The sequence below is a fragment of the Sphingobium sp. SYK-6 genome (genome assembly GCF_000283515.1).
In the GTDB taxonomy this organism is placed as follows: Bacteria; Pseudomonadota; Alphaproteobacteria; order Sphingomonadales; family Sphingomonadaceae; genus Sphingobium; species Sphingobium lignivorans.
Genome location: NC_015976.1, coordinates 1,707,464 through 1,733,227 on the forward strand (window position 1 = coordinate 1,707,464; position 25,764 = coordinate 1,733,227).

The following is a 25,764-nucleotide window of genomic DNA, read 5'->3' on the forward strand; positions in this document are numbered from 1 at the left end:
TCGCATCACAGCGAACTTCAGCCGCGCGGGTGCTCGATCGCCCGGGAGGGGTGCTCAGCCACGCAAAAAAGTGCGGGCCGGGGCTGTCCGATCCGCACTGCAGCGTCTGGAGGACCTGTCACTCGCCCCATACTTGTTGCTTGCCGTACGCAAATCGGCATGCTGGCCCGGGCGAGGGCAGGCGACTCATCCGGTTCGGCCAGCGATCTGGCGAACCCGATGAATCGTTCAGAGGGCCGATATAATCCTATTCGGCGCGAGTGCAAGAGCCTGCAACGCTTTGCAGGCTCTTAAGCTCCCTACGAGCCGGCGCCCTGCTTGCGATAAAGGACGCCGCACAGAACCCGAGCCCCGCTGTTGCCGGTCGGGTCCGTCTTCATATCATCGGGATCGGCGTGCACGACGAATGAGGCGCCATCGAGATCGAAAAGCGCAGTGAGCGACGTGTGTGCCGTGAACTTCAGGGAAGCCTCCCCGCGCGCATCGGCGGTCAGCATCGGCAAGTCGCCCTGATGCGGGCCGGCCGGATTCTGGGTTCCGTGCTGCGCACTGGTGGGGTTGAGATGCGGTCCGGCAGACGTGAAGTCCGGCAGTTTGCATTCGCCGATCGTATGGATGTGCATGCCATGATTGCCGGGGGTCAGCCCGCCACGCACAGTGATCGACCCTGCGAGCGCTTCCCCTTGCGGGAGCAGGGTGACCTTGCCCATCGGCAGGCCGGTGTTGTCGTAGAGAATCGCTTCTGCGTAAGGCACGGGCGGCGGAGGCGCGCCGGGAGGTGCCTTTTGAGCGCAGGCCGCGAGCGCGAGCAGGGCGATTGCCGTTGCGGCGTGAGGAAGCGAAGAAAGTCGGGCCATCTGGACCTCTCTTGTTAAGGCACACAGTTCAGTCAACGGACAAGCCTATAGAGTTGTTCTGGTAGCTCAAGTGTTACCGCGTCAGAGCCGCGCGATGAGCCGCTCCATACCGGCTGCTGCGCGTTGCGATGCAGCCAGGAGGTTGGCATGAAAATCGCCTGCGCTCTCATGGTTGGCGTCGTCGGTGGTCGCCTTGATGCCCGCCCATGGCAAGCCGAGATTGCCGGCATATTGCGCAACGGCCGCCGTTTCCATGTCCACCACGTCCGCATCGAGCGCGGCGACCAGGTGCTGGGCATAATGCGCGTCCTCGATGAAGGCGTCGCCGCTCGTGATGCAAGCCTCCGGGAGCCCGGTGCCGGGATCGGGCATGGCGTGATAAGGTTCGACATTTGCCGGCCCCATCGGCCACTCACCCGGCGGATAATGGACGAACGCGTCCGCCTTGCGCGCGCCATAGTCGTGCTGGATCGCGCGCGCGAGGTAGAAGCAGTCGCCCTCGATCTGGCTGAGCTTGCCGGCCGTGCCGACCGTCATCAGCAGGTCGGCACCGTGACGGGTGTGCAGCCGGGCCGCGGCCTGCCACATAACCGGTGGCGAGGCGGCAGACTGCAAAGCATATGAGGCCCGGTCGTCCCGCCGGATGCTCTACTTGGACAAAGGCTATAAGATGCCAACGCGATCGGTGCCGACCTCGCCAAACGGCAGATCGAACCCGTCATTCCGGGCGCTCAAGCCGCCGGGGCGACGCGGCCTTCGACTGGGGGCTGGCGTTCGGGCCTGCGGATCAGCACCGAGATGGCGATGATCGCGAGGAACAGGATGAACGGACAGATCGCCGCGATGGCATAGGTCCGCACGGCGGGAATGCCGCTGGCGAGGATCGCGCCGCCGATCAGCGGGCCGACGATGCCGCCGATCTTGCCGATCGCCGAGGCCCAGCCGCCCGCGCTCGCGCGGATGGCGCTGGGATAATAGAGCGCCAGCTGGCTGATGATCGCGGCATGGCAGCCGCCCACCAGCATGCCCTGCACCACGATGGTCGGCAGCAGCATCGCGCGGGGGATCCATTCCATGCCGACGGCGACTGCCATGGGCACGATGAGCAGCGTGCAGGTGGCGGCAAACTTGAGACCATAGCGGGCTGACAGGCGCATGATCACCACGCCGGAAATGGCGCCCAGCAGCGCACCGATCGCCGAGACATTGGCGGCCGTCTCGCGCGCCACGTCCATCCGCTCCAGCACCAGCGGGCCAAAAGCGGACTTGAAGAAGATGCCGAGCGCGCTGGCGCCATAGCCGATCCAGATGATCGGCGTGAGCAGCCGCAGATTGCCCACGAACAGATCGCTGAAGCGGAAATTGCGATCCTGCTTCTTCTCGTCGCCGAGCACGAAGCGGTCGCCGGGCTGCACATCCATGGCAGGGTCCAGCCGCTTGAGCGTGGCGCTCACCAGCTCGGGCTTGATGCCCTTGCTCACCAGGAAGCGCGGCGACTCGGGCAGGAAGATGGCGATCGCGATGGCGCAGACCACCGAACCGATGCCGCCGGCGAAATAGACGCCTTCCCAGCCATAAAGCGGGCCGAGCCAGTTGGTGAGCGGGGCCGCGGTCGCACTGCCGATGCTGAAGCCCATCATGATGAAGGCCACCACTGTCGCCCGCATCTTGGGCGGGACGAACTCGACATTGAGCGCCCAGGCCAGCGGCAGCGCGCCGCCGATCGCCAGCCCATCCAGAAAGCGCAGCGTGAGCAGCGCGGGATAATTTGTCGCGAAGCCGGTGAGGAACGTGAGGATGCCGAAGGCAAGCGTGCACATGATGATGGTGGGGCGGCGGCCGATCCGGTCACCGACATATGTGAAGATGAGGCCGCCCACCACCATGCCGAGCGTGCCGGCCGAGAAGGCATTGCCGATCTGCACGTCCGACAGGAGCAGCTCTTCCTGCATATAGGGCGCGGTGAACGACATCATCATCATGTCGAGCCCGTCGAACAGGGTCACGAGCCAGGAGAGGCAAATCAGCAGATAATTGAATGGTGTGAGCTTGCGACCGTCCAGCAATGTCGCCAGATCAATCGTGCGAGCCGGTCTTGTCATGGCTCTCTGGTCTCCCTCTCCGCGCATGGCAGCCTGCGCATCGAAAACGATAACAGGCGGCTCGTGCATTTGGCTACAGAAATAGCTAAGCTTGCTCTAATGATTAGCAAGCTTTCTAATAGGGCTGCAGGCGCGAGTCGAGTCGCGTGATCGGAGGGGAAACGAATGGCCGAGGAACAGACGCCCAAAATCCGTGAAGTCCGCCAGTCGGAGGATCGTTTTCTGGCATCCGACGTCTTCGAGACGGGCGGCCGGGTGCTGCCGCGCGCCAATGGCACGGGAACGTGGATGGAGCCAGCGCGCGAGATCCCCGTCTACCACACATGCGACGTGCTGGTGGTGGGTGGCGGGCCGGCAGGCACGGCGGCGGCCTGGGCGGCGGCGCAGGCGGGCGCGGACGTGGTGCTCATGGAGCGCTATAATCATCTGGGCGGGCTCTCGACCGGCGGGCTGGTGATCTGGATCGACCGGATGACCGACTGGACCGGCCGGCAGGTCATCCAGGGCTTCGCCAATGATGTGCTGGGGCGCTTGCCCACGGCCGGCCTGGCCGGACCGCCGCGCGCCGACTGGGGTTCGCGCGATCCCAGGAAGGCCAGCTACTGGGGCCAGCGCACCGCCGCCTTCCACGGCACGGTCTGCTGGTCACCGACGCTGGACCCCGAGCGGCTCAAGCTCATCAGCCAGGAAATGCTGCTGGGCGCGGGCGTGCGGCTGGTGTTCCATAGCTGGGCCGCCGTGCCGATGGTGGCCGATGGCAAGGTCGAGGGCGTGGTGTTCGAATCCAAGGCCGGGCGTCAGGCCCTGCGCGCCAAGGTGGTGGTGGATACCACTGGCGATGGGGATATCTTCGCGCGCGCCGGGGCCGAGTTCGACACCGACATCGAGGAAGGCGACGTCCATCACAGCGCCAACACCGGCTTCATGCTGGGCGGGGTGGACATGGATCGCTGGCTGGCGTTCCGCGGCAACGAGCCCGAGCAATATGCCGAATTCGCGAAGCTGGGCCGTGAGCGGCTGGGCTTCTTCCAGCCGCCTTATGTCTCGTGGCGCAATGACATCGCGCTGTTCCTGGGCCCCCGCCAGTCCGGCCTTTCGGCGCTCGACGTGGACGACCAGACCGAGCTGGAGATCCGCTCGCACCGCTTCATGCAGACGCATTGCGAGTTCTTCCTGGAGCATGCGCCGGGGTTTGAGCAATGCTACATGCTGCAGAGCGGCTCGCAGCTCGGCGTGCGGCACACGCGGCGTCTGGGCGGGGTCGGCAAGGTGCTTCGCAGCCAGTGGGCCGATGGCATCGCGCTGCCGGACGAGATTGGCGTCAGTCCATCGGTCAGCCTCAAATATCCGGTGATCTCCGTGCCTTATGGCGCGCTGGTGCCGCGCAAGCTGGATGGCCTGCTGGCCGGCGGCAAGCACATCAGCTGCGATGCCAATTCCCACGGCTTCATGCGCGAGATCCCGCAATGCTGGCTCACCGGGCAGGCCGCAGGCGCCGCAGCCGCGCTCTCGGTCGGCGCGGGCGTCCAGCCGCGTGCACTCGATGTGCGGGCCCTCCGCAAGGAATTGCGCCGGCAGGGCGTCTTCCTCCATGATGAACCCGATGCGATGGCGCAGCCCGCGCAAGCGGAAGCCGCGGCCGTCGCGCGCTGAGGCGCGGACAAGAAGAGAGGCGAAGAAGACCATATGGCGGATATCGACGCGGCGATCGAGCGGCCGGGAACGGACTGGACCAGGCTGGGGGAACCCTCCGGCGCCTGGACGTCCGAAAGCGGCGGCGGGGCCGAAGGCCTGACGCGGCGGCTGAGCCCGGCGCAGATCGACGCGCTGGACGCGGCAGTGCGCGCGACCGAGGGCCGCGCCGCGACGGACGTCACGGCCGATGATTTCGGCGCGCCGGAGCTGCGCGCGCTGATGGCGGCGGCGCGCTACGACATCATGGCCGGGCGCGGCGCGGTGCTGCTCTCCGGCATCGACATCGGCCGCTATGACCTGGAGCAGTTCAAGCGCCTGCATTTCGGCCTCGGCACCCATCTGGGCATGGCCGCCGAGCAGAGCCCGCGGCACGACCGCATCGGCCTCGTCCGCAAGGAGCCCAATCCCGACCGGCGCGGCTATCTGACCGACACCGAACTGGGCCCGCACACCGATTATCACGAGATACTGAGCCTTGCCTGCGTGGTCGCATCGGAGGAAGGCGGGGTGAGCGGCTTCGTCAGCGCTGCCGCCGTCTACGAGGCGCTGCGCCGGGAGCGGCCGGACCTGCTCGACGCGCTGCTGGAAGGCTATCATTATCCCACCAGCCTGGAGACGGTGACCGACTACAAGGTGCCGACCTTCTCGGTGGTGGATGGTCATGTCGCCATCTACAATTATGTGATCTACATTGCGCAGGCGGCGCAGATCCGGGGCGAGCCGGTGCCGCCCCGGCTTGTGGAAGCGCTGCGCTGCCTTTTCGCCATCGCCAAGCGACCGGAATTCATGATCTCCTTCACGCTCCAGCCGGGCGAGATCGTGTTCTGGCATAATTTCCGCGTGATGCACTCGCGCACCAGCTTCAGGAACAGCCCGGGCCGGGAGCGGACTCTGCTGCGCCTGTGGCTCCACGCCCACGAGACATTCCCCATGGCGCGGGGCTATCACGAGATCGGCCGCATTCTCGACCGCCAGCATGGCGAGGGCTGGTCGATGCTGGTGAACACGGATGAGAGCCTGCGCGCCGTCTATGAGCTGGTGAACGGCTAAGCGGTTTGCCGGAACGGATGGGTGGCGCGGCCCTGAGGCACCGCGCCGGCCTGGGGTGAACGCGGCAGGAAGTGTGGCAGCGCCGCAGATCGCCCGGTTCAGGCCTGCCTCTCGCGCAGGATATGTTCGAGGTCCTTGAGCGCGGCGGCCGCAGTGGCGCGCGGCGCCGAGCCGCCGCCGCTCACCATCAGCGTGCCCAGATCGTCCGTCTCGACGCGGATCGCCTTCTCGCTGCCCTGCACGCGCGCGAAGGGATCGTCCCCCGGCAGCGCCTGCAGCGTGACGCCGGCGCGCCACATGTCGCCATCCCGCCGGGCATGGCCGATGAGCTTGGGAACGAGCCCGGCCGCGCGCCAGTGGCGGACCTGCGCCTGATCGACATGGCGGATGCCGGTGACTGCCATGTCATCGATCGAGAGGCGGGCATCGAGGCCGAACAGGGCCATGATGAGCAGCTTGGCGGCGGTGTCCCACCCGTCGATGTCGAGGCTGGGATCCGCCTCGGCGATGCCGGCCGCCTGCGCTTCGATCAGCGCCGCCTCCAGGCTGATATCGCGCGCCATCATGGCGCTCAGCAGATGATTGGTCGTCGCGTTCAGGATGCCCTCGATGCGCAGCACGCGCGCCCCGGCCAGCGCATGGCGAATGACGTCGACGGTCGGCAGGGCGGCCGCCGCCGCGCCGCTGACGGCAAGCGCGACACCACGCGATGCCGCAAGATCCCGCAGCGCCACGCCCTCGCGAACCAGCGCGCCCTTGGACACGGCGATGACATGCAGGCCGCGCTCCAGCGCCGTGCGAATATAGGCCAGAGCCGGGCCGCCGGTGCGGATGTCCGAAGGGCTGGCCTCGATCAGAGCATCCGCGCGCGCCGCCGCGAGGAAGGCCGGGAAATCCGGCGCCGGGGCGAAGGTCGCGGGCTGCGCCGGCAACCCCTCGGCATCGATTGCGGCACCCTGCGCGCGCAGGACGCCGGTGAGGCGCACGTCCAGCCCATGACGATCGCGATAATGATCCCGCCGCTCCAGCAGCAGTGCGGCCAGCGCCGCACCCACGGCGCCGAAGCCGGTCATGGCGATGTTGAAGCGTTTCATGGGAGCTCCGGGGGGCAGGGGGATTTTGCTGCGGAATTGGGCGGTTATTCTTGTTGGCCGAGAATGGCGCCTTCCGCCAGATAAGCGTGACGAATATATCTCGCCGTTTGCACAATCGTAGAGCCGCCGCCAAGCGATCGTGGGCGCTAGAACCCGCAATGGGTCGCCACTGCTGTTTCGCGATCGGCCAAGCGAAAGCGACCAACCTCCACGCTGAGGCAGAATGGCTGTTGCGACGGGCATTACTTCGATCCAAGATGTCGCATGGATTTCATGAAGTGGCTCAACTCGATCGGCGAGCTTCTTTACGAAGTGATGAGCTGGCTGGTCTTTTACCCGATCACGCTGTGGCGCACGATCAGAAACCCTGTGACGATGATGAGCTATGCCGATGACGAGCTGCGTGACCGTAAGGACGAGCAGTTCACGGACACACTAAATCCACCACTGTTTCTCGTCCTGTCGCTTGTGCTCGCTCACCTTGCGGAAAATACTTTCGGCGGGGGCACCAATCCGATCATCGTCAAGCAGACGGGGCTCGCTGCGTTGATCAGCGACGACACCAGCCTGTTGGTGTTCCGCATGATCCTGTTTTCGCTATTTCCGCTGATGATGTCCGCCCGTTTCCTGCGCGCGCGCGGCGTTGCGTTGACGCGCCAGCGGCTCAAGCCGCCTTTCTACGCGCAATGCTATGCCTGCGCGCCCTTCGCGCTGTTCCTGGGCCTGGGAACGGCCGTCGGGCACACCGGCTTTGCAGGCGCATCATTCCTGGGGACGGTGCTTTCGGTCGGCGCCGTGCTGAGCTATCTCGTTGCAGAGACACTGTGGTTCTCAAACCATCTGGGCCAAAGCCGCTTGCGGGCATTTCTGAACGCCATGCTTGCTTTCCTCGAGGCCACGGTTGCAGCGCTTGCGATCGGCGCGCTGATCCTCCTTCGATAGCCGCCCGCCAGTCTTCGATAGATCGCATTGTCGGGCCAGCGTATAGTAGCGGCAGCGATAAAGGCATGAGTCTCTACGAAATGGAGTCTCCCAATGCGTTTTACTCGGGCAAGTTTGCTGCTTTTCTTTTCCATCGCACCGATTGATGTCGCGCTGGCACAGTCGACGGGTCTCGATGACCTCGTCGGCGCGCGCGCCGGCCAGGCCGAAGGCGAGCTGCAACGTCGCGGCTATGTTTACGTCGGTGGTTCCGAGGGGGACGACCGCAGCTACACGAATTGGTGGAGCGCCAGCCGACATCAATGCGTGACGATCGCGACGATGGACGGGCGCTATTCCTCGATCACGCCGACGACGGCGCCCGATTGCCGTCAGCCCGCTTCAGGACGACCACGGCCCGATTACGATGCTCCCGCGACAAGACCTCGGCCAGGCTACCAAACCGATCCGGGTTTCGGCCAGGCGTCACCACCGGACTATTCCCGCCCTGACTACCCGCCGCCGACCGTCGATGGCCGGTCCGTGGATCTCGGCCTCGTCTGCTTCGGCGATGGCGCCCGCACCGGCCTGTCAACTGGCACGCGATGGACCTGGAATCGCGATCGGGAGCGCTACGAGTACGGCCAGTATACGGAAACGAGGCCCGAGTTCTTCGATGCAACGCTAATGATTCAGATCTGGGATGGCGGCGGTCGCATCAGGCTGCCACGCAAGCTGATCCCGCCGATCAACTCGCGTGGGGACAATGGATGGTGGGATCTCTACGACGTATCGGTCGGCTCCGATGCCATCCGCGCCACCTACCGCCTGAACGGGCTGAACAAGCCGCGGGTCGACATCGATCGGCGCAGTGGGCGTGTCACCGTCGAGGGCTTAGCTGATTATGGCTTTCGCGGCACCTGTGATCTCATTGGACATGAGCCGCACCGGTTTTGAGGACAGAATGCGCCTGTTGCTGAAGATCGCCGGTCTCTGGCTGTTATAAAACAATAGCTGCCGGCATCGGCTCCGCTGCAACGCCGATGCGCCTAGCAACTGCCCTTGGGCAATGTCCCCACAGCGAACATGCGGCGATGCAGGGAGTTTTAGCAGCCCGTCGCTGTTACGGTCCGGAAACTGGCGCGCCCGGCAGGATTCGAACCTGCGACCATTCGCTTAGAAGGCGAATGCTCTATCCAACTGAGCTACGGGCGCCCGGCCACGCCCTTAGATCATTTTCCGGTCGGATGGAAACATCTGACGGGGTGGAAAGATGCCGGGGGATGAAGTCGGGGCGATGGCGGCAGCAGCGGCGTTTCCTTGAGCTGCGCGTGCCGGGAAACCGCCGCCTGCGCATGATTGCTCCCGGGAGCGAGACGCGGCATAGATGGGGGATGGCTGCCGATCCATCCATGCACCGCCCTGTCCATGTCGATGCCAGCGTGCTGCATGGGCGACAGCTGCGTTATTATGACGTGGTGATGGCGGCGTTCGTCGCCATCCTGCTGCTTTCCAACGTGATCGGCGCGGCCAAGCTTGCCACCCTGGGCGGCTTCACTTTCGGCGCGGGCATCCTCTTCTTTCCGCTCGGCTATGTGATCGGCGACGTGCTGACGGAAGTCTATGGCTATGCGCGCGCGCGGCGCTGCATCTGGGTGGGCTTCGGCGCGATGGTCTTCATGGCGTTCATGAGCTGGGTCGTGGTCTCGCTGCCCCCGGCTGACGGCTGGGAAGGGCAGGGCGCTTATGACGCGGTCTTCGGCCAGGTGCCGCGCATCGTGCTGGCGTCCATCCTCGCCTTCTGGGCCGGCGAGCTCACCAACAGCTTCGTGCTCGCGAAGATGAAGATCCTGACGCGCGGGAAGCATCTGTGGACCCGCACGATCGGCTCGACCATCGTGGGGCAGGGCGTCGACAGCCTGATCTTCTATCCGCTCGCCTTCCTCGGGATCTGGACGAGCGAACAGGTGCTGCTGGTAATGGTGACAAACTGGGCCCTCAAGGTGGGTTGGGAAATCGTGCTGACGCCCGCGACCTATTTCTTCGTCAATCTCTTCAAGCGCGGTGAAGGGCTGGACGTGTTCGACGAGCGCACCGCATTCACGCCGTTCAAGACCGGGGTCTGAGAAGGGCAGGATCAGCCCTCCGCTCACGGACGCTCGGGCAGGCCCCTGGCGAGGACGCGCTCCGAAAGGGCGCGGCAGTTCGAGGGGCCGCTCGCGTCCACCGCCGGCCCGCGCTTGTCGACCAGGCCGAGCGCACCGCCGATCGAGCGGACCACCGCGCCGGCCACGCCCCCGCCGTCGCCCTTCCGTCCAGCAGCGAGATCGAGCGAGGGCGCGGAGAGCGTGCCTTCCAGGCCGAGCGGATCGACCATGGGCAATCCGCTGGACTCGCGGGATGCGCCACCGATCCTCAGCGCGATGCGCTCGCCATCGAGATTGATCGTGCCTTCGCCCCGGCTGCGCGAGACTTCGGTTTCGACAAGGAAGGGCGCCGCGGTCAGCATTCCGCCGCGCGCCCGGAAGCCGATCGCGATGCAGCGCAGCGGCACGGGCGCGTCGCCATCGCCGAGCGCGGCGCCGATCGCCTTGCCCATGTCCTGTGCGAGAACGGCCGCGATGGTGCGGGAAATCCGCCCTTCGCCGGCAGCGAGGCCGACATGCCCCGTGCTCTTCGAGAGCGCGGCGCGGATGGTATCGCCCCGGCCGGAGAGCGCGATCCGCGCATTCACCGGCGCATCGATCTGCTCCGTCATGTCGAGCAGCGCGCCCAGCCGTCCACTACGCAGCCTGAGATCGAGATCGAGCCGGGGGGATTCGCCCTCGCGATGGTCCACGAGCAGGCGCCCGGTCAGGCGGCCACTGCTGAGCCCCGCCTCGACATCATCGAGCCGCAGCACCTTGCCTTGCAGGCTGATCTTGCCGCGCAGGGAGCGGAAGACGGAGGGGGACTTGAACAGCAGCCGAGCGGCCGTGAAGCGGATCGTGCCATCCGTGGGGCCCACCTTGGCGAGATTGATGCGGGTGTTCGGTAGCACGCGCGGGCCGATGCGGGCCTCCAGCGCGGCCTGTGCGGCGAGGCCGGCATCATCGGCGAGATCGTCGAAATCAAACTGGCTGAACGCGATGGTGGCGTCGATCTTCGAGCGGCCCTCGCGCTTCAGAATCTCGGCCCGGCCCGTGAGACGCGAGCGGCCCACGCTGCCGCTCAGCCGATCGAGGAACCAGTCCTGCCCCTGCCGGCGCACGCTGGCGCGCAGGTCGATCGGCTGCGTGCCGAACAGGCCGGCCTCGATGATGTCGTCCAGATATTTGAGCGTCGGCGCGCGCGCGGACATGGTCATGGCCATGTCGCTCGTGTTGAGCGCGCCTTTCATGGTCCCGCGTGCATCGAGTTGCAGCAGGGGAGAGGAGAGAGCGAGCTGGAAGGGATAAGCCGCGCCCGCCGGGCGGCCCGCGATCGCCGCGCCCTTCACGCTCGCCTCGATGGGCTCGCCATGGAAGCGGCCGGTCGCCCGGGCGGCAAGGCCGGTGGTCGCATTTGCCGCGATGGTGCCGGCGATCTCCAGGCCCCGCCTTGCGTCCCGCAGGGTGAAGCGGCTGTCTGTGATGACGAGATCGGCAAGATCGATGGACGATGCGCCGCCGCTGCCCGTGCGCGCGTCATCGCGCTCGCCGCTCCAGTTGCTGCGGCGGTTCTCATCCCGCACCAGTGCGAGCAGAGCGCCCCGGGCGTGAATGCCCCGGATCGCGCGGCCGCTGCCGGTAAGCGCGGGAATGAGCGCGACGCGGACCCGCACATCCTGCGCGCGCAACAGCTCGCCCGGGCCCGCCCAGTCCGGCTGTGCGATCCGCAGGCCGCGCACGACGAGCGTAGGCGAGAAGGAGAAGAAGGGCTCCCGGCCAAGGGACTCGATGCTGACCGGCGCATTCAGCTCACTGGACAGTTTCCGCTCCAGCCAGCCCTTCGCCATGCCGACCGGGAAGGCGCCGAGGAGAAGAACGAGCAGCAGGAGCAGCGATGCCGAGGCGATGGCGATCCATCGCACCCGTCGTGAGCGCGTCATGCGGCGCCAGCCTTCACGCCCGGAAGAGACGAAGCGGGCGGTGAAAGCGTTGAAGTCCATGGCCCTACAATGCCATGTGGGTTCGCATGGTTCCGCGAAGGCTGCGCTTGCCGTGGCGCGGGCCGAAGCTCAGTCGCTCGCGCGGCGTTCGTAAAGCGGTCGGATCTCGATCTCGCTTGGCACCGGCATGGGATTGGGACAGCGCTTCACCCAGGCGACGGCCTCGTCCATGTCCCGGACCTCCCACAGCCAGTAGCCGGCCACCAGCTCGCTCGTCTGCGCGAATGGCCCGTCGATGACGGTGCGGTCCGCGCCGTCGAAGGCGACGCGCTTGCCATGCCGGGAGGGTTGGAGCCCCTCGGCGGCGAGCAGGATGCCGGCTTCGCGCAGGTCATCGTTGAAGCGGCCCATCGCCTGCATCATTTCGGCTGTCCATTCGGGTGGCGCGCTTTCCGCCTCGCTCTCGGTGGTTGCCTTGACCAGCACCATGACACGCATGCTTCCTCTCCCCGATCGCGCTTCCGGCCGGTCCCCTATGTGTCGAGGACGAACCGCGCTCCCGCCTCGGCGTGAATGATCGTGCTGTCATAGATGGGCAGCACATTGGCATGGACGTCGACGACGAGATCCAGCTCGGTGCAGGCAAGGACGACGGCCTGCACATCCTCCTTCGCGATGTCGGTCAGCTCCGACTTCATGTAGCGCTCGGCATCGCGCGTCACCTTGCCGGCGGCCAGCTCCTCATAGACCATGCGGTCGATCCGCTGCGCCAGCTCCGCATCGGCGGGAAGCAGGCTGACGCCGCCCGCAGAGACGAGATGCTGGCGATAATCCCGGTCCATCATCACGTTGCTGGTGCCGACGAGCGCGACGGACTTCGCCGCATCCGCCTTCAGCCGGGCGCCGATCTCGTCGATGATGTGGATGATCGGGATATCGACCATCTCCTGGATCTGCGGCACGACCTTGTGCAGGCTGTTCGCGCAGATCATCAGCGCCTGCGCGCCGCCCGCTTCCAGCCGGCGAGCCGCGCCCACCATATGGCCCGCACCGCAGGCCCAGTCATTGGCCGATGCGCAGCGCGCCACATCGGCGAAATCCAGGCTGTCGATCAGCAAGGTGGCGCTGTGCAGCCCGCCCAGCTCGCGCTGCACGGCGCGGTTGATGAGGTCATAATAGCGGGCGGTGGACGTCCAGGAGATGCCACCGATGAGGCCGAGTTTCTTCATGGCGCCCATTGTTCGACGAAAGCAGGCGGAATGGCAAGCCGCGCGGGCATGCCGCCGGTCGCGCCTGTGCCGGCGTTGGCCGGTCCCTCAGTGGCCCAGCGCTTTCACGATATCCTCGACCATCTTCTTGGCGTCGGCGAGCAGCATCATCGTGTTGTCCATGTAGAAGACGTCATTGTCGACGCCGGCATAGCCGACGCCGCCCATGGACCGCTTCACGAACAGCACGGTTCTGGCATTGGCCACGTCGAGAATCGGCATGCCGTAGATCGGCGAGGACTTGTCCGTACGGGCCGCGGGATTGGTGACGTCGTTCGCGCCGATGACGAAGGCGATGTCGGTCTGGGCGAAAGCGCTGTTGATATCCTCCAGCTCGAAGACTTCGTCATAGGGCACGTTCGCCTCGGCGAGCAGGACGTTCATGTGCCCGGGCATCCGGCCGGCGACCGGGTGGATCGCATAGCGCACGCTCACGCCTTGCGCCTTCAGCATGTCGGCCATTTCCCGCAGCGCATGCTGGGCCTGGCTGACCGCCATGCCATAGCCCGGCACGATGATGACGCTTTCCGCCTGCTTCATGAGGAAAGCGGCATCCTCGGCCGATCCGCGCTTCCAGGGGCGCTGCTCCTTTGCCTCGCCATCGCTGCCGCCGGACGCTTCCGCGCCGAAGCCGCCGGCAATGACGGAGAAGAAGCTGCGGTTCATCGCCCGGCACATGATGTAGCTGAGGATCGCGCCTGAGGAGCCGACCAGCGCGCCGGTGATGATCATCGCGCTGTTTTCCAGCGTGAAGCCCATCGCAGCCGCTGCCCAGCCCGAATAGCTGTTCAGCATGGAGACCACGACCGGCATGTCCGCCCCGCCGATGGGGATGATGAGCAGGAAGCCGATGACGAAGGAGAGCGCGAGCACGAGCCAGAAATCAACCGGATATTGCCCGTGCCAGAAGCCGAAGGCGAAGACGCCGATCGCCAGCAGGATCGCGAGATTGATGAGATGGCGCCCGGGCAGCAGGATCGGCTTGCCGGACATCGTGCCGGCAAGCTTCAGGAAAGCGATGACCGATCCCGAGAAAGTGATCGCGCCGATGGCGACGCCCAGCACCATCTCGATCCGGCTGGCGCTCTGGATCGCGCCTGTCGCCTCGTCGATGATGCCGAAGGACGCGGGGTTGAGAAAAGCGGCGACGCCGACCACCACCGCAGCCAGCCCGACCAGGCTGTGAAAGGCCGCGACGAGCTGAGGCATCGCCGTCATCGCAATCCGTCGCGCAACTACGAAGCCGATGGCGCCGCCGATGACGAGCGCGAGGCCGATGCGGGGCAGGGCGACGGCATCATGCGTGGCGATGGTGGTGCCGACCGCGATGAACATGCCCAGCATGCCGAAGCGATTGCCCGTGCGGCTGGTCTCCGGGCTGGAGAGTCCGCGCAGCGCGAGGATGAACAGAACGCCCGAGATGAGATAAGCGAGCGCGACCAGCGGCTCGATCGGCAATCCGGAGAGCATCACTTGCGCTCCTTCTTCTTGTACATCGCGAGCATGCGCCCGGTGACCGCGAAGCCGCCGAAGATGTTGATCGACGCCAGCACCACCCCGACGAAACCGAGCCATTGCCCGACGGGGCTTTCCGCCTCGGCCGCGGCGATGAGCGCGCCGACGATGATGACCGAGGAAATCGCGTTGGTGACCGCCATCAGCGGCGTGTGAAGCGCGGGCGTGACCGACCAGACCACATAATAGCCCACGAAGCAGGCCAGTACGAAAATGGAGAGGATGGCGATGAAATCCATGGGCAATCTTCTCCTTGCTCGTCCATCGCGCGCCCTTCGCGGCGGCTTGTCTCCTGTCCGGCGGCGCGCGTCAGGCTGCGCCGGCCGGTGAATCCCTCAGTTGCCGGCCGCCGCCGCGCGGTTCAGCCCAACAACCGCTCGTTGACGATCTGGCCGCCTCGCGTCAGGCGGATGCCCTTCACGATCTCGTCCTCGTCCGGCAGGTCCGGCGCATTTCGCTCCTTGTCCCAGTAAGCCGAAAGGAAATTGTAGAGATTGCGCGAGAACAGGGCGGCGGCATCCGCGGCGAGGCGGCTCGGCACGTTGCGATGGCCGACGATCTTCACGCCGTGCCGCTCGACGATCTCGCCCGCCACGGCGCCCTCGACATTGCCGCCTTGCTCGACCGCGAGATCGACGATCACGCTGCCGGGTCGCATCGTGGCGATCTGCGCGTCCGAAACGAGGCGCGGGGCAGGGCGACCGGGGATCAGCGCCGTGGTGATGACGATATCCTGCCGGGCGATATGCGCGGAGACCAGCTCGGCCTGCGCCTTCTGATAGGCGTCCGACATTTCCGAGGCATAGCCGCCCGATCCCTCGCCCTCGATGCCGGCCACCGCGTCCACGAAGACCGGCTTGGCGCCGAGCGATTCGATCTGCTCCCTCGTGGCGGCACGCACGTCCGTTGCACTGACCTGCGCGCCCAGGCGCCGCCCCGTGGCGATCGCCTGCAGACCCGCCACGCCGACGCCCATGACGAACAGCCGGGCGGCCGAGATCGTGCCGGCCGCGGTCATCATCATCGGAAAAGCGCGGCCATATTCGCTCGCGGCATCGAGCACTGCCTTGTAGCCGGCAAGGTTCGACTGGGAGGACAGGATGTCCATGGACTGGGCGCGCGTGATGCGCGGCATGAACTCCATCGCCAGCGCTTCCAGCCCGGTGGCGGCATAGCCATCCACCCGTGCGCGCTCACGAAGCGGATCGAGCGCGCCGACCAGCAGCGCGCCCGGCGCCGCGCCGGTCAGCGTGGCGGCATCCGGCCCCTGCACGCACAGCACGATGCCCGCGCCCGTGACGGTCGCGGCGCGATCGCCGAGCGCGGCCCCGGCCGCCTCATAATCCGCATCGGTGATGGAAGCCTGGAGGCCGGCGCCGGTCTCCACCATGACCTGCGCGCCCAGCGCCGCGAACTTGCGGACGGTTTCCGGGGAAGCGGAGACGCGTTTTTCCCCCGGAGCCGTCTCGCGAAGAACGGCGATCTTCATGAGCGAAGCGGCTGGGCCGACGCGATCAGGAAATGATCAATATGACGAGGAGCGCCAGAATCGCGGTGATGATCGAGCCCCACTTCATCAGGGAGACAAAGCCCGTGAAGGTGGAGTTTGCCTGAGTCATGTCCTGCTGTGCCATATGTTCGGTCATCCCTGTTTCATCTCTCCGGACCTGTCTTAGCGGCAAGAATTCGCGCTCTCAAGCCGATTGAGGAGCCGTTTGCCGGCTGACGAAATGCCCCGATCGGCTTGCGCTTAATCCGCTCTTTACCTGCCGTCTTTATCAGCAGCCCCGGGGCACGTGCAGGAAGAGAGAATGAGCGACGCGGAAAATCCACTTCTCTTGCTGGTCGATGACGAGCCGGCGCAGCGGCGCCTGAACGTCGCGATGGCCGGTCGCGCCGGTTGGCGGACGATCTGCGCGAACAGCGCGGAGGATGCGCTGGCCGCGCTCGGCACGCGCGAAGGCATGCGTCTCTCGGCGGTGATCGTGGACGACTGGACCGAAGGGCTCGAGGCGACGGCACTCATCCGCGCCATTCACGAACGCCGGCCGACGCTCCCCGTGCTCATACTCACCGCCAATGGCTCGGCCGCCAAGGCGGTGGAAGCGATGCGCGCGGGCGCCCATGATTTCCTCATCAAGCCAATCGCGCCGGACAGTCTCCTTGCCGCGCTGCAGGCCGTGCTCAGCCATCCCACCTCGGCCGGCGAGTTGCGCCCGCTCACCGAAAAGATCCGAGCCCCGCTCGGCTTTGACGAGATCGTCGGTTCCTCGCCGACGTTCCGCGCGGCGCTCGCCATCGCGGCCAAGGCAGCGCGCGCCCGCGTGCCGATCCTCATTGAAGGGGAGAGTGGTGTCGGCAAGGAAGTGATCGCGCATGCGATTCATGCCGCAAGTCCGCGCGCGCGGCTGCCGCTCGTCACGGTCAATTGCGGCGCCATTCCGGCAAATCTCGTCGAATCGGACCTGTTCGGCCATGAGCGCGGTGCGTTCACGGGCGCGTTCGACCGGCATGTCGGCAAGTTCAGCGTCGCCAATGGCGGCACCATCTTCCTTGACGAGATCAGCGAACTGCCGCTCGAAGCGCAAGTGAAACTGCTGCGCGCGCTGCAGGATGGCGAGATCCAGCCTGTGGGCGCGCGCATGCCGAGCCAAGTGGACGTGCGCGTGATCGCCGCGACCAACAAGCGCCTGATCGACGAAGTGGAAGCGGGGCGGTTCCGCGAGGACCTCTATTACCGGCTCAACGTCGTCCAGCTCACCATCCCGCCGCTGCGCGAGCGCGCTGGCGACATTCCCGCCCTTGCGCGCCACCTGCTGGACCGCATCGGGGCGCAGCCCGGCATGCGCAGCCTCGGCATCACGAGCGATGCGCTGGGCCTGCTCTCCCGCCATGACTGGCCCGGCAATGTCCGGCAGCTCCACAACACCCTGTTCCGCGCGGCCGTGCTGTGCGAGGGCGATGCGCTGACCGCAGCCGATTTCCCCCAGCTCGCGGGCCAGATCGAGAATGTCGCGGCCCGGAGCGACCGCCGGGGCGTGACGCCCATCGTGCGCAATGCGCAGGAAAACGGCATCGGGGTGACGCTGTACGAGGCCAACGGCCATCTGCGCGCGCTGGCCGATATCGAGGCGGACGTCATCCGGCTCGCCATCGGCCATTATCGCGGCCGCATGACCGAAGTCGCGCGGCGCCTCGGTATCGGACGCTCGACGCTGTACCGCAAGCTCGCCGAACTGGGGATCGACACGGCCGCCTGACGGCCGGCCGGCCGCTCAGGCGTCGATCACGTCCTCGTCGACCTGCGCTGCGTTCTCCTGGATGAAGGCGAAGCGATGGGCCGGGTTGGTGCCCATCAGGCGATCGACCAGATCCTTGACGCCCGCGCGTTCCTCATATTCCTGCGGCAGCGTGATGCGGATGAGGCTGCGCTTTGCCGGGTCCATGGTCGTCTCGCGCAATTGCTGGGGATTCATCTCGCCCAGGCCCTTGAAGCGGCTGACCTCGACCTTCTTGCCCCGGAGCGGCCCGGCAATCAGTGCCTCGCGGGCAGCGTCGTCCGCCGCGTAGACGCTCTTGCCGCCCGAGACGAGCCGGTAGAGCGGGGGCTGCGCCAGATAGAGATGGCCGCGCTTCACCAGATCGGGCATTTCCTGGAAGAAGAAGGTCATGAGCAGCGTGGCGATATGCGCGCCATCCACGTCCGCGTCGGTCATGATGACGATGCGCTCGTAGCGCAGATTGTCCGGATTGCAGTCCTTGCGCGTGCCGCAGCCGATCGCCTGGATGAGATCGGCGATTTCCTGATTGGCGAGGATCTTCGCCGAGGTGGCGGAGGCGACGTTCAGGATCTTGCCGCGGATCGGCAGGATGGCCTGTGTCTTGCGGTCGCGCGCCTGCTTGGCGCTGCCCCCGGCGCTGTCGCCTTCCACGATGAACAGCTCGGTGCCCTCGGGATCGTCGGACGAGCAATCGGTGAGCTTGCCGGGCAAGCGCAGCCTGCGGCCCGAAGTCGCCGTCTTGCGCTTGATCTCCTTCTCTTGCCGGCGTCGCAGCCGCTCGTCCATCCGCTCCAGCACATGGCCGAGCAGCGCCTTGCCGCGATCCATGTTGTCGGTGAGGAAATGGTCGAAATGGTCGCGCATCGCCGCTTCCACGAGGCGCGTCGCTTCCGGACTGGTGAGGCGGTCCTTGGTCTGGCTCTGGAACTGGGGATCGCGGATGAAGACGCTGAGCATCAGCTCGCAGCCCGACATGATGTCGTCGGTCTGGATGTCCTTCGCCTTCTTCTGCCCGACCAGCTCGCCGAAGGCACGGATGCCCCGGGTGAGCGCGGCGCGCAGGCCCGCCTCATGCGTGCCGCCATCCGGCGTGGGAATGGTGTTGCAGTACCAGCTCGTCGAGCCGTCCGACCAGAGCGGCCAGGCCACGGCCCATTCGACGCGCCCGAGGCTGAGGCCATTGGGCCCTTCCGGGAACTCCTGCATGCCCCGGAAGAATTCGGCGGTGGCGCATTCACGCGTGCCGAGCTGCTCGCGCAGATGATCGGACAGGCCGCCGGGAAACTGGAACACCGCCTCGACCGGCGTATCGTCGGTGATGAGAATCGGATCGCATTTCCAGCGGATCTCGACGCCCGCGAACAGATAGGCCTTCGACCGGGCGAGGCGATAAAGCCGCGCCGGCTTGAACTTCAGCTCGTGGAAAATCTCGCTGTCCGGCGTGAAGCTGACGGTGGTGCCACGCCGGTTGGGCGCCGCGCCGACCTTTTCCAGCGGGCCGAGCGGCAGTCCGCGCGAGAAGCGCTGGCGATACAGCTCCCGGGCCCGCGCGACTTCGATCTCGGTATCCACCGATAGCGCATTCACCACGCTGATGCCGACGCCGTGCAGGCCGCCAGACGTGGCATAGGCCTTGTCCGAGAATTTGCCGCCCGAGTGGAGCGTCGTCAGGATCACTTCCAGCGCAGACTTGCCAGGGAATTTCGGATGCGGATCGACCGGGATGCCGCGGCCATTGTCGCTGATCGTCAGGCGATTGCCGGCACCCAGCGTCACCTCGATCCGGGTGGCATGGCCGGCGACGGCCTCGTCCATCGCATTGTCGAGCACTTCGGAAGCGAGATGATGCAGCGCGCGCTCGTCCGTGCCGCCGATATACATTCCGGGGCGGCGGCGGACGGGCTCGAGCCCCTCCAGCACCTCGATCGCGGAAGCATCATAGGTTTCGGGTGTGCGCGCGCCCTGGCCGCCGAACAGATCGTCTGACATGGCCGAGCTATAGGAGGAGCGGAGTCACCAGCGCAAGCGCCGCGGTCATAGAGACGCAAGGAAGGCCGGCGGGTGCGTATCCTCTCTCTCCCGGCAGACCGGGCTACACGTCTCGGCGCAAAACAGCCTCAAAATTGCGTTAAGCGCAAGTTATTGTGTTTCCGGCCGAAACTCTCCGCGCCGATGGTCGTTTCGCTCTCGCCCAACATATGGAGGGAGCATATTATCATGAAGACATCATTGTTTGCGTCATTATCGGCCGTGCTGATCGCTGGCGCGGCCGTGCCGGCGCTTGCACAGCAGGGAGACGCGACCCGGGACTGGACCGGGCCATATGTGGGGGGATCTCTGGGACTAAGCTGGCAACCGAATTTCGACCGTGACACGCTGGAACGCCTGACCTTCGATACGAATGGCGACGGCAATTTCGGCGACACGGTCTTCACGCCCACGGGTGGCGATGCGTTCAGCCCCGGATTCTGCCGCGGCAGGGCCTATGGCGCGACGCCCGGCTCCTGCGGCGGCGACAAGGACAAGCGCGTCGCCTGGTCGATCCATGCCGGCTATGACATGCAGTTCGGCAACATCGTGGTCGGCGGCATCGTCGAAGGTGGCCGCTCCATGATCGGCAATGCCGTCAGCGGCTTCAGCACGACGCCCGCCAGCTATGTGATGGCACGCCGGATCGACTGGGACGCCAATGCCCGGCTGCGCGCCGGCTATGCGCTCGGCACCGGCACGCTCGTCTACGGCACCGGAGGCCTCGCTTATGCCAAGGTGAAGAACAACTTTGCCACCAGCAACACGTTCAACAGCTTCACCGAGAGCAACACCAGCGCGGATGAATGGGGCTGGACGGCCGGCGGCGGCGTGGAACAGCGCATTACCGACAATTTCTCGCTCGGCGTGCTGTATCGCTACACGCGCTTCAACACCGACGGTCACACGGTGCGCGCGGGTCAGGGCTCGCCGGCCTCGACCACCAATCCGTTCGTCATCACGCCGGCGGGTTATACCGACATCCAGCGCACGAACGACGTGTTCGATCACCAGACCGTGCGCGTGACGGCGAGCTATCGCTTCTGAGGCAAGCCGCGCCATGAGGGGCAGGTGGAGGGCTGAGCCTTCCACCTCCTCCAGCCAGGCAAAAGAAAAGGGGCCGTCCAGCGGCCCCTTTTTCATGTTCAGATGCCGTCGCGCATCAACGCACGCGCGGGCCACCATAAGGCAAGGGCGGGGGCGGGCGGCGCGTGCCGCGCGGCAGCTGCGCCTGATAAGCGCGACCGCAATGCTCGACGCAATAAGGGAATCCCGGATTCACCTTTTCGCCGCAGAAATGGAAGTCCGGCTCGCCCGGATGGCCGAGCGGCCATTTGCAGATCCGCTCGTTGAGATCGAGCAGGCTGGTCTTGTCGGCGATCTCGGCGCTGGGCTTGGCCGGCACGAGCCGGCGCGGGGGAGCGGGCGGGATGGGCTGCTGCATGTCGCCCGGGCCCTGACGCAGGAAGCCGCCGGGGCCCACGGACACGATTCGCGGCTGGGGCGGCGGCGGCGGCGCTTCGGCAGCGGCGACCGGCGCGGGGGCAGCAGGCTGCGGCGCAGGCCGCGCTTCCACCACGGGGGGGGCCTTGGGCTGGGGCCGCGCGGCGCGGCTTTCCTCGACCGGCGCGGGCTCGACCTTGGCAGGCGCTGCGGCGGCCTTGCGGGCCTGCGGCGTCGCGGCGGGCTTGGCCGGATCAGTGGCCTTGACCGGGGAGGGGCGGGCCTGAAGCCCCAGGCGATGGGCCTTGCCGATCACGGCGTTGCGGCTCACGCCGCCCAGTTCCTCGGCGATCTGACTGGCGGTCATACCGCGTTCCCACATCTGCCTGAGCTGCTCGATGCGTTCGTCTGTCCAGGACATGACTATTCCTTCTCGTGAAGCAGGCCATATGGGGGCGACCCGCCAAAAGGTCAAATGACCAGTGCATGGCGGATGCCAGAAGGCTCGCGGGACCTGCTCACCACCCAGTGCGCCGCCCGCTGACCGGTTGCCGATCGAAACGGGACGCGATAGGGGCGGTGCATGGCCGACCAGAACCCGCTGCCCCCGTCCGCATCCCTCATCCGGCACGAGCCCGGCGTTCCGGTGATCCGCAACGTCAACTGGGCCGGCATGAACGCGCTCTACATGAAGGAAGTGCGCCGGTTCATGAAGGTGCAGCTGCAGACCGTCTGGGCTCCGGCGCTGACGACACTGCTGTTTCTGGTGATCTTCACGGTGGCTCTGGGACGCGGCGGCATCCAGGTGATGGGCGTGCCCTTCGCCGATTTCGTGGCGCCCGGGCTCATCATCATGGGGATGGTGCAGAACAGCTTCCAGAATTCCACGACTGCCCTGCTCTCCGCGAAAGTGCAGGGCACCATCGTGGATTATCTGATGCCACCCATCTCATCGGGCGAACTACTCTTCGCGCTCGTGGCCTCGTCGGTCACCCGATCGCTGTTCGTGGGCTTCACCATCTGGGTTGCGATGATGTTCTGGCCCGGCGTGCATGTCATGCCCCATCATCTCTGGGCGGTTCTCTTCTTCGGCATCGCCGGATCGGCCATGCTCGCGCTGCTGGGCATCCTGACCGCCATCTGGGCCGAGAAATTCGATCATGCGGCCGCCGTCGGCAATTTCGTGGTGGCGCCGCTCTCGCTGCTGTCCGGCACATTCTATTCCATGGATCATGTGGCGCCGGTCTTCCGCGCCATCAGCCATGTGAACCCGTTCTTCTACGCCATTTCGGGCTTTCGCTACGGCTTCCTGGCAGCGGCCGATTCGCCGCTGCTGGTCGGCGTTGCCGTTATGCTGGGGCTCAATCTCGCGCTGACGCTGATCTGCTATCGCGGGCTGAGTCAGGGCTGGAAGATCAAGGCCTGAGCGCAGCCCGCCATCGCCCGCAGCGGGCGGCGCTTCATCCCTGACGAATCAGTGCCAGCGGCTCGCGCCCAGCGCATAGCCTCCGTCGGCCTTCCGCTCGAACAGCGCATCGATCGCCGGATGATCGATCGGATCCCCGGTCTCGTCCGCCACCAGATTCTGCTGGCTGACATAAGCGACATAGCTGGATTCGCCGTTATCCGCGAACAGATGATAGAAAGGCTGGTCGCGGGGCGGACGGGCGGCCACCGGAATCGCCTCATACCATTCCTCGCTGTTGGCGAAGACCGGATCGATATCGAACACCACACCGCGAAAGCCGAACATGCGGTGCCGCACTGTGTCTCCGATGCGGAAACGGGCATGCGCGATGCGTGGCGCCGCGCCGAGCGCGCCCGGAAGGGCCGCCGCAAGCTCGGGAGGAATGGCGTTGCGCTTGTCGTTGGGCGATTGCTTCATGTGACATGATTTAGTGCGGCTTCGACCAAGCGCAAGTTTTACCGCGCGGGGCGCTTGGCAAAGCGAAGATCATCCGCTAACAGCGCGCGCTCAGCATCCGCCGGACGGGCCGCCAGGCGCGTCATTCACGGCAACATGCCTCTGCGGAGAGGTGGCTGAGTGGTCGAAAGCACCGCACTCGAAATGCGGCATACGGGCAACTGTATCGAGGGTTCGAATCCCTCCCTCTCCGCCAACCTTCTTGTAAATATCTGACATTAAAGGACATGTTCTGCAAAGGCGGGCTTCCGCCCCCTTTTTTCGCTCATTTACACCAGGCGGACAGCCCAATGACGGAATCCTGGCATTCCGGTCCGGTCTTCTCTCCAGGCTTCGTACGTGCTGCCGGATTTTCCAAATGGCGAAAGGCTCGGAAATCAGCGCGCCTTGCGGCGAGCACTGGCTTTTAGGATTTCCTCCATCTCAGTGATGCAGTCCCGCCCCCTGATGCCGTCCCCGGTTTTGCCCTCGGGATCGGCTTCAAAATGCGCCCGCATCTTGTCAGACAGCGCGACGAGAGCCTGATAATTCTCCTCACCCACTTTCTTGCGAATGGATTTCAGACCCTCGTTGAGCGCGAAGAACTCGGTTTCAATGTTGCGATCTGGGAAGTATCCGGTCTTGTCCTTGAATGTCGGCGCTGAGAGCATCATCGCTCCCAGAAAGTCCCATATTTCACTGACGCCCTGAGGAATGTAGGGCTTATCGGATCTGTAGCTCGAGCTAAACATATCACTTCCTCGGCCTGGAAATGGCGTACGTGCTATTCGGACCAAGTTGGGTTGGTCTAACGATCAACACTACGTCCGGCTTGAAATCGCTGTTAAAAAATCCCCGGACTTGTGGAGTCGCGAGAGTCTTGCGACTGATCGTGACATCGAACGCGACATTGCCGACGCGCACATCTGGGATCCTATATGTGGGATCACTCCCGGAGGTGTCATATTCCCTGCCAATCACCCTGATTTGCTGCCCCTTGGAATAATCGATTCCTCGAATGTTATATAAGTCGCGCAGTTCACGCCGTACCGCGCGATCTACATAATTGCCAATCGCCTCCTCGCGAGAAAGGCGCGGCTGCAGGCGCCCGGCATCGAAAAGAGCCTGGCCTTCAATATAGGCACTGTCCGCGCGCTCCTGCATCATACGCAGTGTTTCAACCTGTAACGGCCTCGTCTCGCCCTTCACACTATAAAAGGCCACGGCTCGATCAAGGCGGAGCTGACGTATCAGATTCGTCTGACCTCCGAGCGTTGCCGGGAACGCAAGCGAGTCCACCCGATAGCCGGGATCGATAGTTCTGATCTGCCCTATCAACATGTTGACATGCCCTTCCGCCAACCCGGCGGTCAACCGGTTGGCAGGACCGGTCAGATCGAGGATATTGTCGGCAAGCGCCACCAATGAACCACCTGGTGCAGTGGCCAAACCCGGGAACGTCCGTTCGAGAGTCAGCGGGTCGTTCAGCGGCGGACCGCCGTTGTCGCCCATGCGCGCTCGCGGGTTGGCGCGGTATTGCGCCGGTTGGATAGTTGTCGAAACTTCGTTGGGTCTGTAGACCGCTTCGCTTGGCGAGATGGTCTGACCTGGACGGCTCGGAGAGGACGTAACGCTTGCGTTCTTCGCAACCATGCTTCCAGAAGCATGTTGCCCTGCCCGATGCAAACTTCGGCGATCCGAGATGATGACATGGCTTAGCGAGCGCGGTCCTCCCGGCGCGAAAGTGAAGCGGCCATTGCTCGGGTCATGATAAGGGTTGAACTTGTGCTCAATTCCTTGCCTCCCCGCTTGTGGTGACAAGCGCCGTCCGGTCCGAAGATAATGGTCGAAAGCGAGGCGCTCGGCGGACTTCTTTTCACTGGCGAGCTGTTGATTGGGCATGCTTGCTCCTCGACTGGCATGAAGAACATTTCATGAACATTTCCAACATGTCAACGAAAATGGCAAATAGGTTAGGTGTGATCCCTGCGGTGCCTCGAGATGCAATGGCGAAACAGAAACGACGTCGATGGCTCAATTTTCCGCTCCGTCCCCGGCATCGCCCGAAGGATATAGCTCGATAATATCGCGTGCTGCCGCTCTGAGTTAACGCTCATCGCCATGGCACCGGATCGATTCTCTCAAGCACAAGGCGAACTCTGGGCGTGCGTGGAAGCGCTTTGGGAAATGGCGGCCGCCCAGAATATGGCCTCGGTGACTGATGCGCTTCATCCTGATTATGTCGGATGGGTCACCGGGCAGCCCCGGCCGCATGATCGCGATGCGGCGATCGCCGCCATTGGCCCCTCGACACCGCGCATTCTGGCTTACCGTTTGCAGCCGCTGGGCGTCACCATATTCGAGGAGACCGTCGGCGTCGTTCATTACAGCTACGAGGCAGAGGTCGAAGCCAGTCCGGGCGTTGTCCAGGCGATATCCGGTCGCTGGAGCGAGATATACCTCCGGATGGAAGGGCGATGGACGATGATTTCGGTGAGTGGGGGGCCGGACGGCGAGCGGTAGGGGCTGGATAGCCGT

General features: G+C 65.3%; 25 protein-coding genes and 2 tRNA genes. 10 read left to right on the forward strand and 17 right to left on the reverse strand.

Features of this window, described 5'->3' with window-relative positions; all coding sequences use genetic code 11:
* Positions 1 to 299: 299 nt before the first annotated feature.
* The 3 genes from SLG_RS07670 to SLG_RS07680 form a co-directional block, all read right to left on the reverse strand.
* Positions 300 to 857: a superoxide dismutase family protein gene (locus SLG_RS07670; RefSeq protein ID WP_014075884.1), complete on the reverse strand. Its 558-nt coding sequence runs from the start codon at positions 855 to 857 to the stop codon at positions 300 to 302.
* An 81-nt stretch (positions 858 to 938) separates the two neighbouring features.
* Positions 939 to 1,445 (reverse strand): 5'-methylthioadenosine/S-adenosylhomocysteine nucleosidase family protein, encoded by a 507-nt coding sequence (locus SLG_RS07675; RefSeq protein WP_014075885.1) that lies wholly within the window; start codon positions 1,443 to 1,445, stop codon positions 939 to 941.
* 143 nt (positions 1,446 to 1,588) lie between these two features.
* Positions 1,589 to 2,959, reverse strand: a complete 1,371-nt coding sequence (locus tag SLG_RS07680) for an MFS transporter (protein WP_014075886.1) — start codon at positions 2,957 to 2,959, stop codon at positions 1,589 to 1,591.
* Between the two features lie 165 nt (positions 2,960 to 3,124).
* Between SLG_RS07680 and SLG_RS07685 the strand changes: the two genes are divergently transcribed.
* Complete coding sequence (locus SLG_RS07685) at positions 3,125 to 4,612, forward strand: FAD-dependent oxidoreductase (protein ID WP_148276525.1); 1,488 nt, start codon at positions 3,125 to 3,127, stop codon at positions 4,610 to 4,612.
* 33 nt (positions 4,613 to 4,645) lie between these two features.
* Positions 4,646 to 5,704, forward strand: a complete 1,059-nt coding sequence (locus SLG_RS07690; RefSeq protein ID WP_014075888.1) for a TauD/TfdA family dioxygenase — start codon at positions 4,646 to 4,648, stop codon at positions 5,702 to 5,704.
* Between the two features lie 98 nt (positions 5,705 to 5,802).
* On the opposite strand, the gene SLG_RS07695 is transcribed toward SLG_RS07690, so the two are convergent.
* On the reverse strand, positions 5,803 to 6,798 hold the full coding sequence (locus SLG_RS07695) for a homoserine dehydrogenase (protein WP_014075889.1): 996 nt from the start codon (positions 6,796 to 6,798) through the stop codon (positions 5,803 to 5,805).
* A 264-nt stretch (positions 6,799 to 7,062) separates the two neighbouring features.
* Here SLG_RS07695 and SLG_RS07700 point away from each other — a divergent pair, with 264 nt between their 5' ends.
* Positions 7,063 to 7,740, forward strand: a complete 678-nt coding sequence (locus SLG_RS07700) for a hypothetical protein (RefSeq protein ID WP_014075890.1) — start codon at positions 7,063 to 7,065, stop codon at positions 7,738 to 7,740.
* 93 nt (positions 7,741 to 7,833) lie between these two features.
* On the forward strand, positions 7,834 to 8,676 hold the full coding sequence (locus SLG_RS07705) for a hypothetical protein (protein ID WP_014075891.1): 843 nt from the start codon (positions 7,834 to 7,836) through the stop codon (positions 8,674 to 8,676).
* 181 nt (positions 8,677 to 8,857) lie between these two features.
* Here the strand turns inward: SLG_RS07705 and SLG_RS07710 are convergent.
* Positions 8,858 to 8,934: transfer RNA gene (locus tag SLG_RS07710), tRNA-Arg, on the reverse strand.
* A 179-nt stretch (positions 8,935 to 9,113) separates the two neighbouring features.
* Here SLG_RS07710 and SLG_RS07715 point away from each other — a divergent pair.
* Positions 9,114 to 9,845 carry a queuosine precursor transporter gene (locus SLG_RS07715; protein ID WP_014075893.1) on the forward strand — a complete coding sequence of 244 codons (732 nt, stop codon included), beginning with the start codon at positions 9,114 to 9,116 and terminating at the stop codon, positions 9,843 to 9,845.
* Positions 9,846 to 9,868: 23 nt separating this feature from the next.
* Here SLG_RS07715 and SLG_RS07720 read toward each other — a convergent pair whose 3' ends face one another.
* The 7 genes from SLG_RS07720 to SLG_RS20840 form a co-directional block, all read right to left on the reverse strand.
* Positions 9,869 to 11,848: an AsmA family protein gene (locus SLG_RS07720; RefSeq protein WP_014075894.1), complete on the reverse strand. Its 1,980-nt coding sequence runs from the start codon at positions 11,846 to 11,848 to the stop codon at positions 9,869 to 9,871.
* Between the two features lie 69 nt (positions 11,849 to 11,917).
* Positions 11,918 to 12,286, reverse strand: a complete 369-nt coding sequence (locus SLG_RS07725; RefSeq protein ID WP_014075895.1) for a YciI family protein — start codon at positions 12,284 to 12,286, stop codon at positions 11,918 to 11,920.
* Between the two features lie 35 nt (positions 12,287 to 12,321).
* Positions 12,322 to 13,017, reverse strand: coding sequence for an aspartate/glutamate racemase family protein (locus SLG_RS07730; protein WP_041392896.1), 696 nt, complete (start codon positions 13,015 to 13,017; stop codon positions 12,322 to 12,324).
* Between the two features lie 87 nt (positions 13,018 to 13,104).
* A complete protein-coding gene (locus SLG_RS07735) occupies positions 13,105 to 14,526 on the reverse strand; it encodes an NAD(P)(+) transhydrogenase (Re/Si-specific) subunit beta (RefSeq protein WP_014075897.1) in 1,422 nt (473 codons plus the stop codon).
* Complete coding sequence (locus tag SLG_RS07740; RefSeq protein ID WP_014075898.1) at positions 14,526 to 14,810, reverse strand: NAD(P) transhydrogenase subunit alpha; 285 nt, start codon at positions 14,808 to 14,810, stop codon at positions 14,526 to 14,528. Before SLG_RS07740 ends, SLG_RS07735 begins: the two co-directional genes overlap by 1 nt.
* A gap of 122 nt (positions 14,811 to 14,932) precedes the next feature.
* Positions 14,933 to 16,060 carry an NAD(P) transhydrogenase subunit alpha gene (locus SLG_RS07745; RefSeq protein ID WP_014075899.1) on the reverse strand — a complete coding sequence of 376 codons (1,128 nt, stop codon included), beginning with the start codon at positions 16,058 to 16,060 and terminating at the stop codon, positions 14,933 to 14,935.
* Between the two features lie 25 nt (positions 16,061 to 16,085).
* Positions 16,086 to 16,217 carry an aa3-type cytochrome c oxidase subunit IV gene (locus SLG_RS20840; RefSeq protein WP_083853345.1) on the reverse strand — a complete coding sequence of 44 codons (132 nt, stop codon included), beginning with the start codon at positions 16,215 to 16,217 and terminating at the stop codon, positions 16,086 to 16,088.
* A 165-nt stretch (positions 16,218 to 16,382) separates the two neighbouring features.
* On the opposite strand from SLG_RS20840, the gene SLG_RS07750 reads away from it, so the two are divergent.
* Positions 16,383 to 17,831 (forward strand): sigma-54-dependent transcriptional regulator, encoded by a 1,449-nt coding sequence (locus SLG_RS07750; RefSeq protein WP_014075900.1) that lies wholly within the window; start codon positions 16,383 to 16,385, stop codon positions 17,829 to 17,831.
* Between the two features lie 15 nt (positions 17,832 to 17,846).
* Here the strand turns inward: SLG_RS07750 and parE are convergent, their stop codons facing one another.
* Complete coding sequence (gene parE / locus SLG_RS07755) at positions 17,847 to 19,841, reverse strand: DNA topoisomerase IV subunit B (RefSeq protein WP_014075901.1); 1,995 nt, start codon at positions 19,839 to 19,841, stop codon at positions 17,847 to 17,849.
* 228 nt (positions 19,842 to 20,069) lie between these two features.
* Between parE and SLG_RS07760 the strand changes: the two genes are divergently transcribed.
* Positions 20,070 to 20,927: an outer membrane protein gene (locus SLG_RS07760; RefSeq protein WP_014075902.1), complete on the forward strand. Its 858-nt coding sequence runs from the start codon at positions 20,070 to 20,072 to the stop codon at positions 20,925 to 20,927.
* A 115-nt stretch (positions 20,928 to 21,042) separates the two neighbouring features.
* Here SLG_RS07760 and SLG_RS07765 read toward each other — a convergent pair whose 3' ends face one another.
* On the reverse strand, positions 21,043 to 21,744 hold the full coding sequence (locus tag SLG_RS07765; RefSeq protein ID WP_014075903.1) for a GcrA family cell cycle regulator: 702 nt from the start codon (positions 21,742 to 21,744) through the stop codon (positions 21,043 to 21,045).
* 162 nt (positions 21,745 to 21,906) lie between these two features.
* On the opposite strand from SLG_RS07765, the gene SLG_RS07770 reads away from it, so the two are divergent.
* Complete coding sequence (locus SLG_RS07770) at positions 21,907 to 22,749, forward strand: ABC transporter permease (RefSeq protein ID WP_014075904.1); 843 nt, start codon at positions 21,907 to 21,909, stop codon at positions 22,747 to 22,749.
* A 48-nt stretch (positions 22,750 to 22,797) separates the two neighbouring features.
* Here the strand turns inward: SLG_RS07770 and hspQ are convergent, their stop codons facing one another.
* Positions 22,798 to 23,208, reverse strand: a complete 411-nt coding sequence (gene hspQ, locus SLG_RS07775; RefSeq protein WP_014075905.1) for a heat shock protein HspQ — start codon at positions 23,206 to 23,208, stop codon at positions 22,798 to 22,800.
* Positions 23,209 to 23,353: 145 nt separating this feature from the next.
* On the opposite strand from hspQ, the gene SLG_RS07780 reads away from it, so the two are divergent.
* Positions 23,354 to 23,443: transfer RNA gene (locus SLG_RS07780), tRNA-Ser, on the forward strand.
* 181 nt (positions 23,444 to 23,624) lie between these two features.
* Here SLG_RS07780 and SLG_RS07785 read toward each other — a convergent pair.
* On the reverse strand, positions 23,625 to 23,978 hold the full coding sequence (locus SLG_RS07785; RefSeq protein ID WP_014075906.1) for a hypothetical protein: 354 nt from the start codon (positions 23,976 to 23,978) through the stop codon (positions 23,625 to 23,627).
* Between the two features lies 1 nt (position 23,979).
* Positions 23,980 to 25,128, reverse strand: a complete 1,149-nt coding sequence (locus tag SLG_RS21925) for a hypothetical protein (RefSeq protein ID WP_014075907.1) — start codon at positions 25,126 to 25,128, stop codon at positions 23,980 to 23,982.
* A gap of 219 nt (positions 25,129 to 25,347) precedes the next feature.
* Here SLG_RS21925 and SLG_RS07795 point away from each other — a divergent pair, with 219 nt between their 5' ends.
* Positions 25,348 to 25,749, forward strand: coding sequence for a nuclear transport factor 2 family protein (locus tag SLG_RS07795; RefSeq protein WP_014075908.1), 402 nt, complete (start codon positions 25,348 to 25,350; stop codon positions 25,747 to 25,749).
* Positions 25,750 to 25,764: the final 15 nt, after the last annotated feature.

Coding starts and splice junctions, on each gene's coding strand:
- SLG_RS07700 (WP_014075890.1), top strand. CDS start 7,063: ATGGATTTCATGAAGTGGCTCAACTCGATCGGCGAGCTTCTTTACGAA.
- SLG_RS07750 (WP_014075900.1), top strand. CDS start 16,383: ATGAGCGACGCGGAAAATCCACTTCTCTTGCTGGTCGATGACGAGCCG.
- SLG_RS07690 (WP_014075888.1), top strand. CDS start 4,646: ATGGCGGATATCGACGCGGCGATCGAGCGGCCGGGAACGGACTGGACC.
- SLG_RS07705 (WP_014075891.1), top strand. CDS start 7,834: ATGCGTTTTACTCGGGCAAGTTTGCTGCTTTTCTTTTCCATCGCACCG.
- SLG_RS07795 (WP_014075908.1), top strand. CDS start 25,348: ATGGCACCGGATCGATTCTCTCAAGCACAAGGCGAACTCTGGGCGTGC.
- SLG_RS07770 (WP_014075904.1), top strand. CDS start 21,907: ATGGCCGACCAGAACCCGCTGCCCCCGTCCGCATCCCTCATCCGGCAC.
- SLG_RS07765 (WP_014075903.1), bottom strand. CDS start 21,744: ATGTCCTGGACAGACGAACGCATCGAGCAGCTCAGGCAGATGTGGGAA.
- SLG_RS20840 (WP_083853345.1), bottom strand. CDS start 16,217: ATGACCGAACATATGGCACAGCAGGACATGACTCAGGCAAACTCCACC.
- SLG_RS07760 (WP_014075902.1), top strand. CDS start 20,070: ATGAAGACATCATTGTTTGCGTCATTATCGGCCGTGCTGATCGCTGGC.
- SLG_RS07745 (WP_014075899.1), bottom strand. CDS start 16,060: ATGAAGATCGCCGTTCTTCGCGAGACGGCTCCGGGGGAAAAACGCGTC.
- SLG_RS07720 (WP_014075894.1), bottom strand. CDS start 11,848: ATGGACTTCAACGCTTTCACCGCCCGCTTCGTCTCTTCCGGGCGTGAA.
- SLG_RS07695 (WP_014075889.1), bottom strand. CDS start 6,798: ATGAAACGCTTCAACATCGCCATGACCGGCTTCGGCGCCGTGGGTGCG.
- SLG_RS07730 (WP_041392896.1), bottom strand. CDS start 13,017: ATGAAGAAACTCGGCCTCATCGGTGGCATCTCCTGGACGTCCACCGCC.
- SLG_RS07785 (WP_014075906.1), bottom strand. CDS start 23,978: ATGTTTAGCTCGAGCTACAGATCCGATAAGCCCTACATTCCTCAGGGC.
- SLG_RS07670 (WP_014075884.1), bottom strand. CDS start 857: ATGGCCCGACTTTCTTCGCTTCCTCACGCCGCAACGGCAATCGCCCTG.
- parE (WP_014075901.1), bottom strand. CDS start 19,841: ATGTCAGACGATCTGTTCGGCGGCCAGGGCGCGCGCACACCCGAAACC.
- hspQ (WP_014075905.1), bottom strand. CDS start 23,208: ATGAAGCAATCGCCCAACGACAAGCGCAACGCCATTCCTCCCGAGCTT.
- SLG_RS07735 (WP_014075897.1), bottom strand. CDS start 14,526: ATGCTCTCCGGATTGCCGATCGAGCCGCTGGTCGCGCTCGCTTATCTC.
- SLG_RS07725 (WP_014075895.1), bottom strand. CDS start 12,286: ATGCGTGTCATGGTGCTGGTCAAGGCAACCACCGAGAGCGAGGCGGAA.
- SLG_RS07685 (WP_148276525.1), top strand. CDS start 3,125: ATGGCCGAGGAACAGACGCCCAAAATCCGTGAAGTCCGCCAGTCGGAG.
- SLG_RS07675 (WP_014075885.1), bottom strand. CDS start 1,445: ATGTGGCAGGCCGCGGCCCGGCTGCACACCCGTCACGGTGCCGACCTG.
- SLG_RS21925 (WP_014075907.1), bottom strand. CDS start 25,128: ATGCCCAATCAACAGCTCGCCAGTGAAAAGAAGTCCGCCGAGCGCCTC.
- SLG_RS07740 (WP_014075898.1), bottom strand. CDS start 14,810: ATGGATTTCATCGCCATCCTCTCCATTTTCGTACTGGCCTGCTTCGTG.
- SLG_RS07680 (WP_014075886.1), bottom strand. CDS start 2,959: ATGACAAGACCGGCTCGCACGATTGATCTGGCGACATTGCTGGACGGT.
- SLG_RS07715 (WP_014075893.1), top strand. CDS start 9,114: ATGGCTGCCGATCCATCCATGCACCGCCCTGTCCATGTCGATGCCAGC.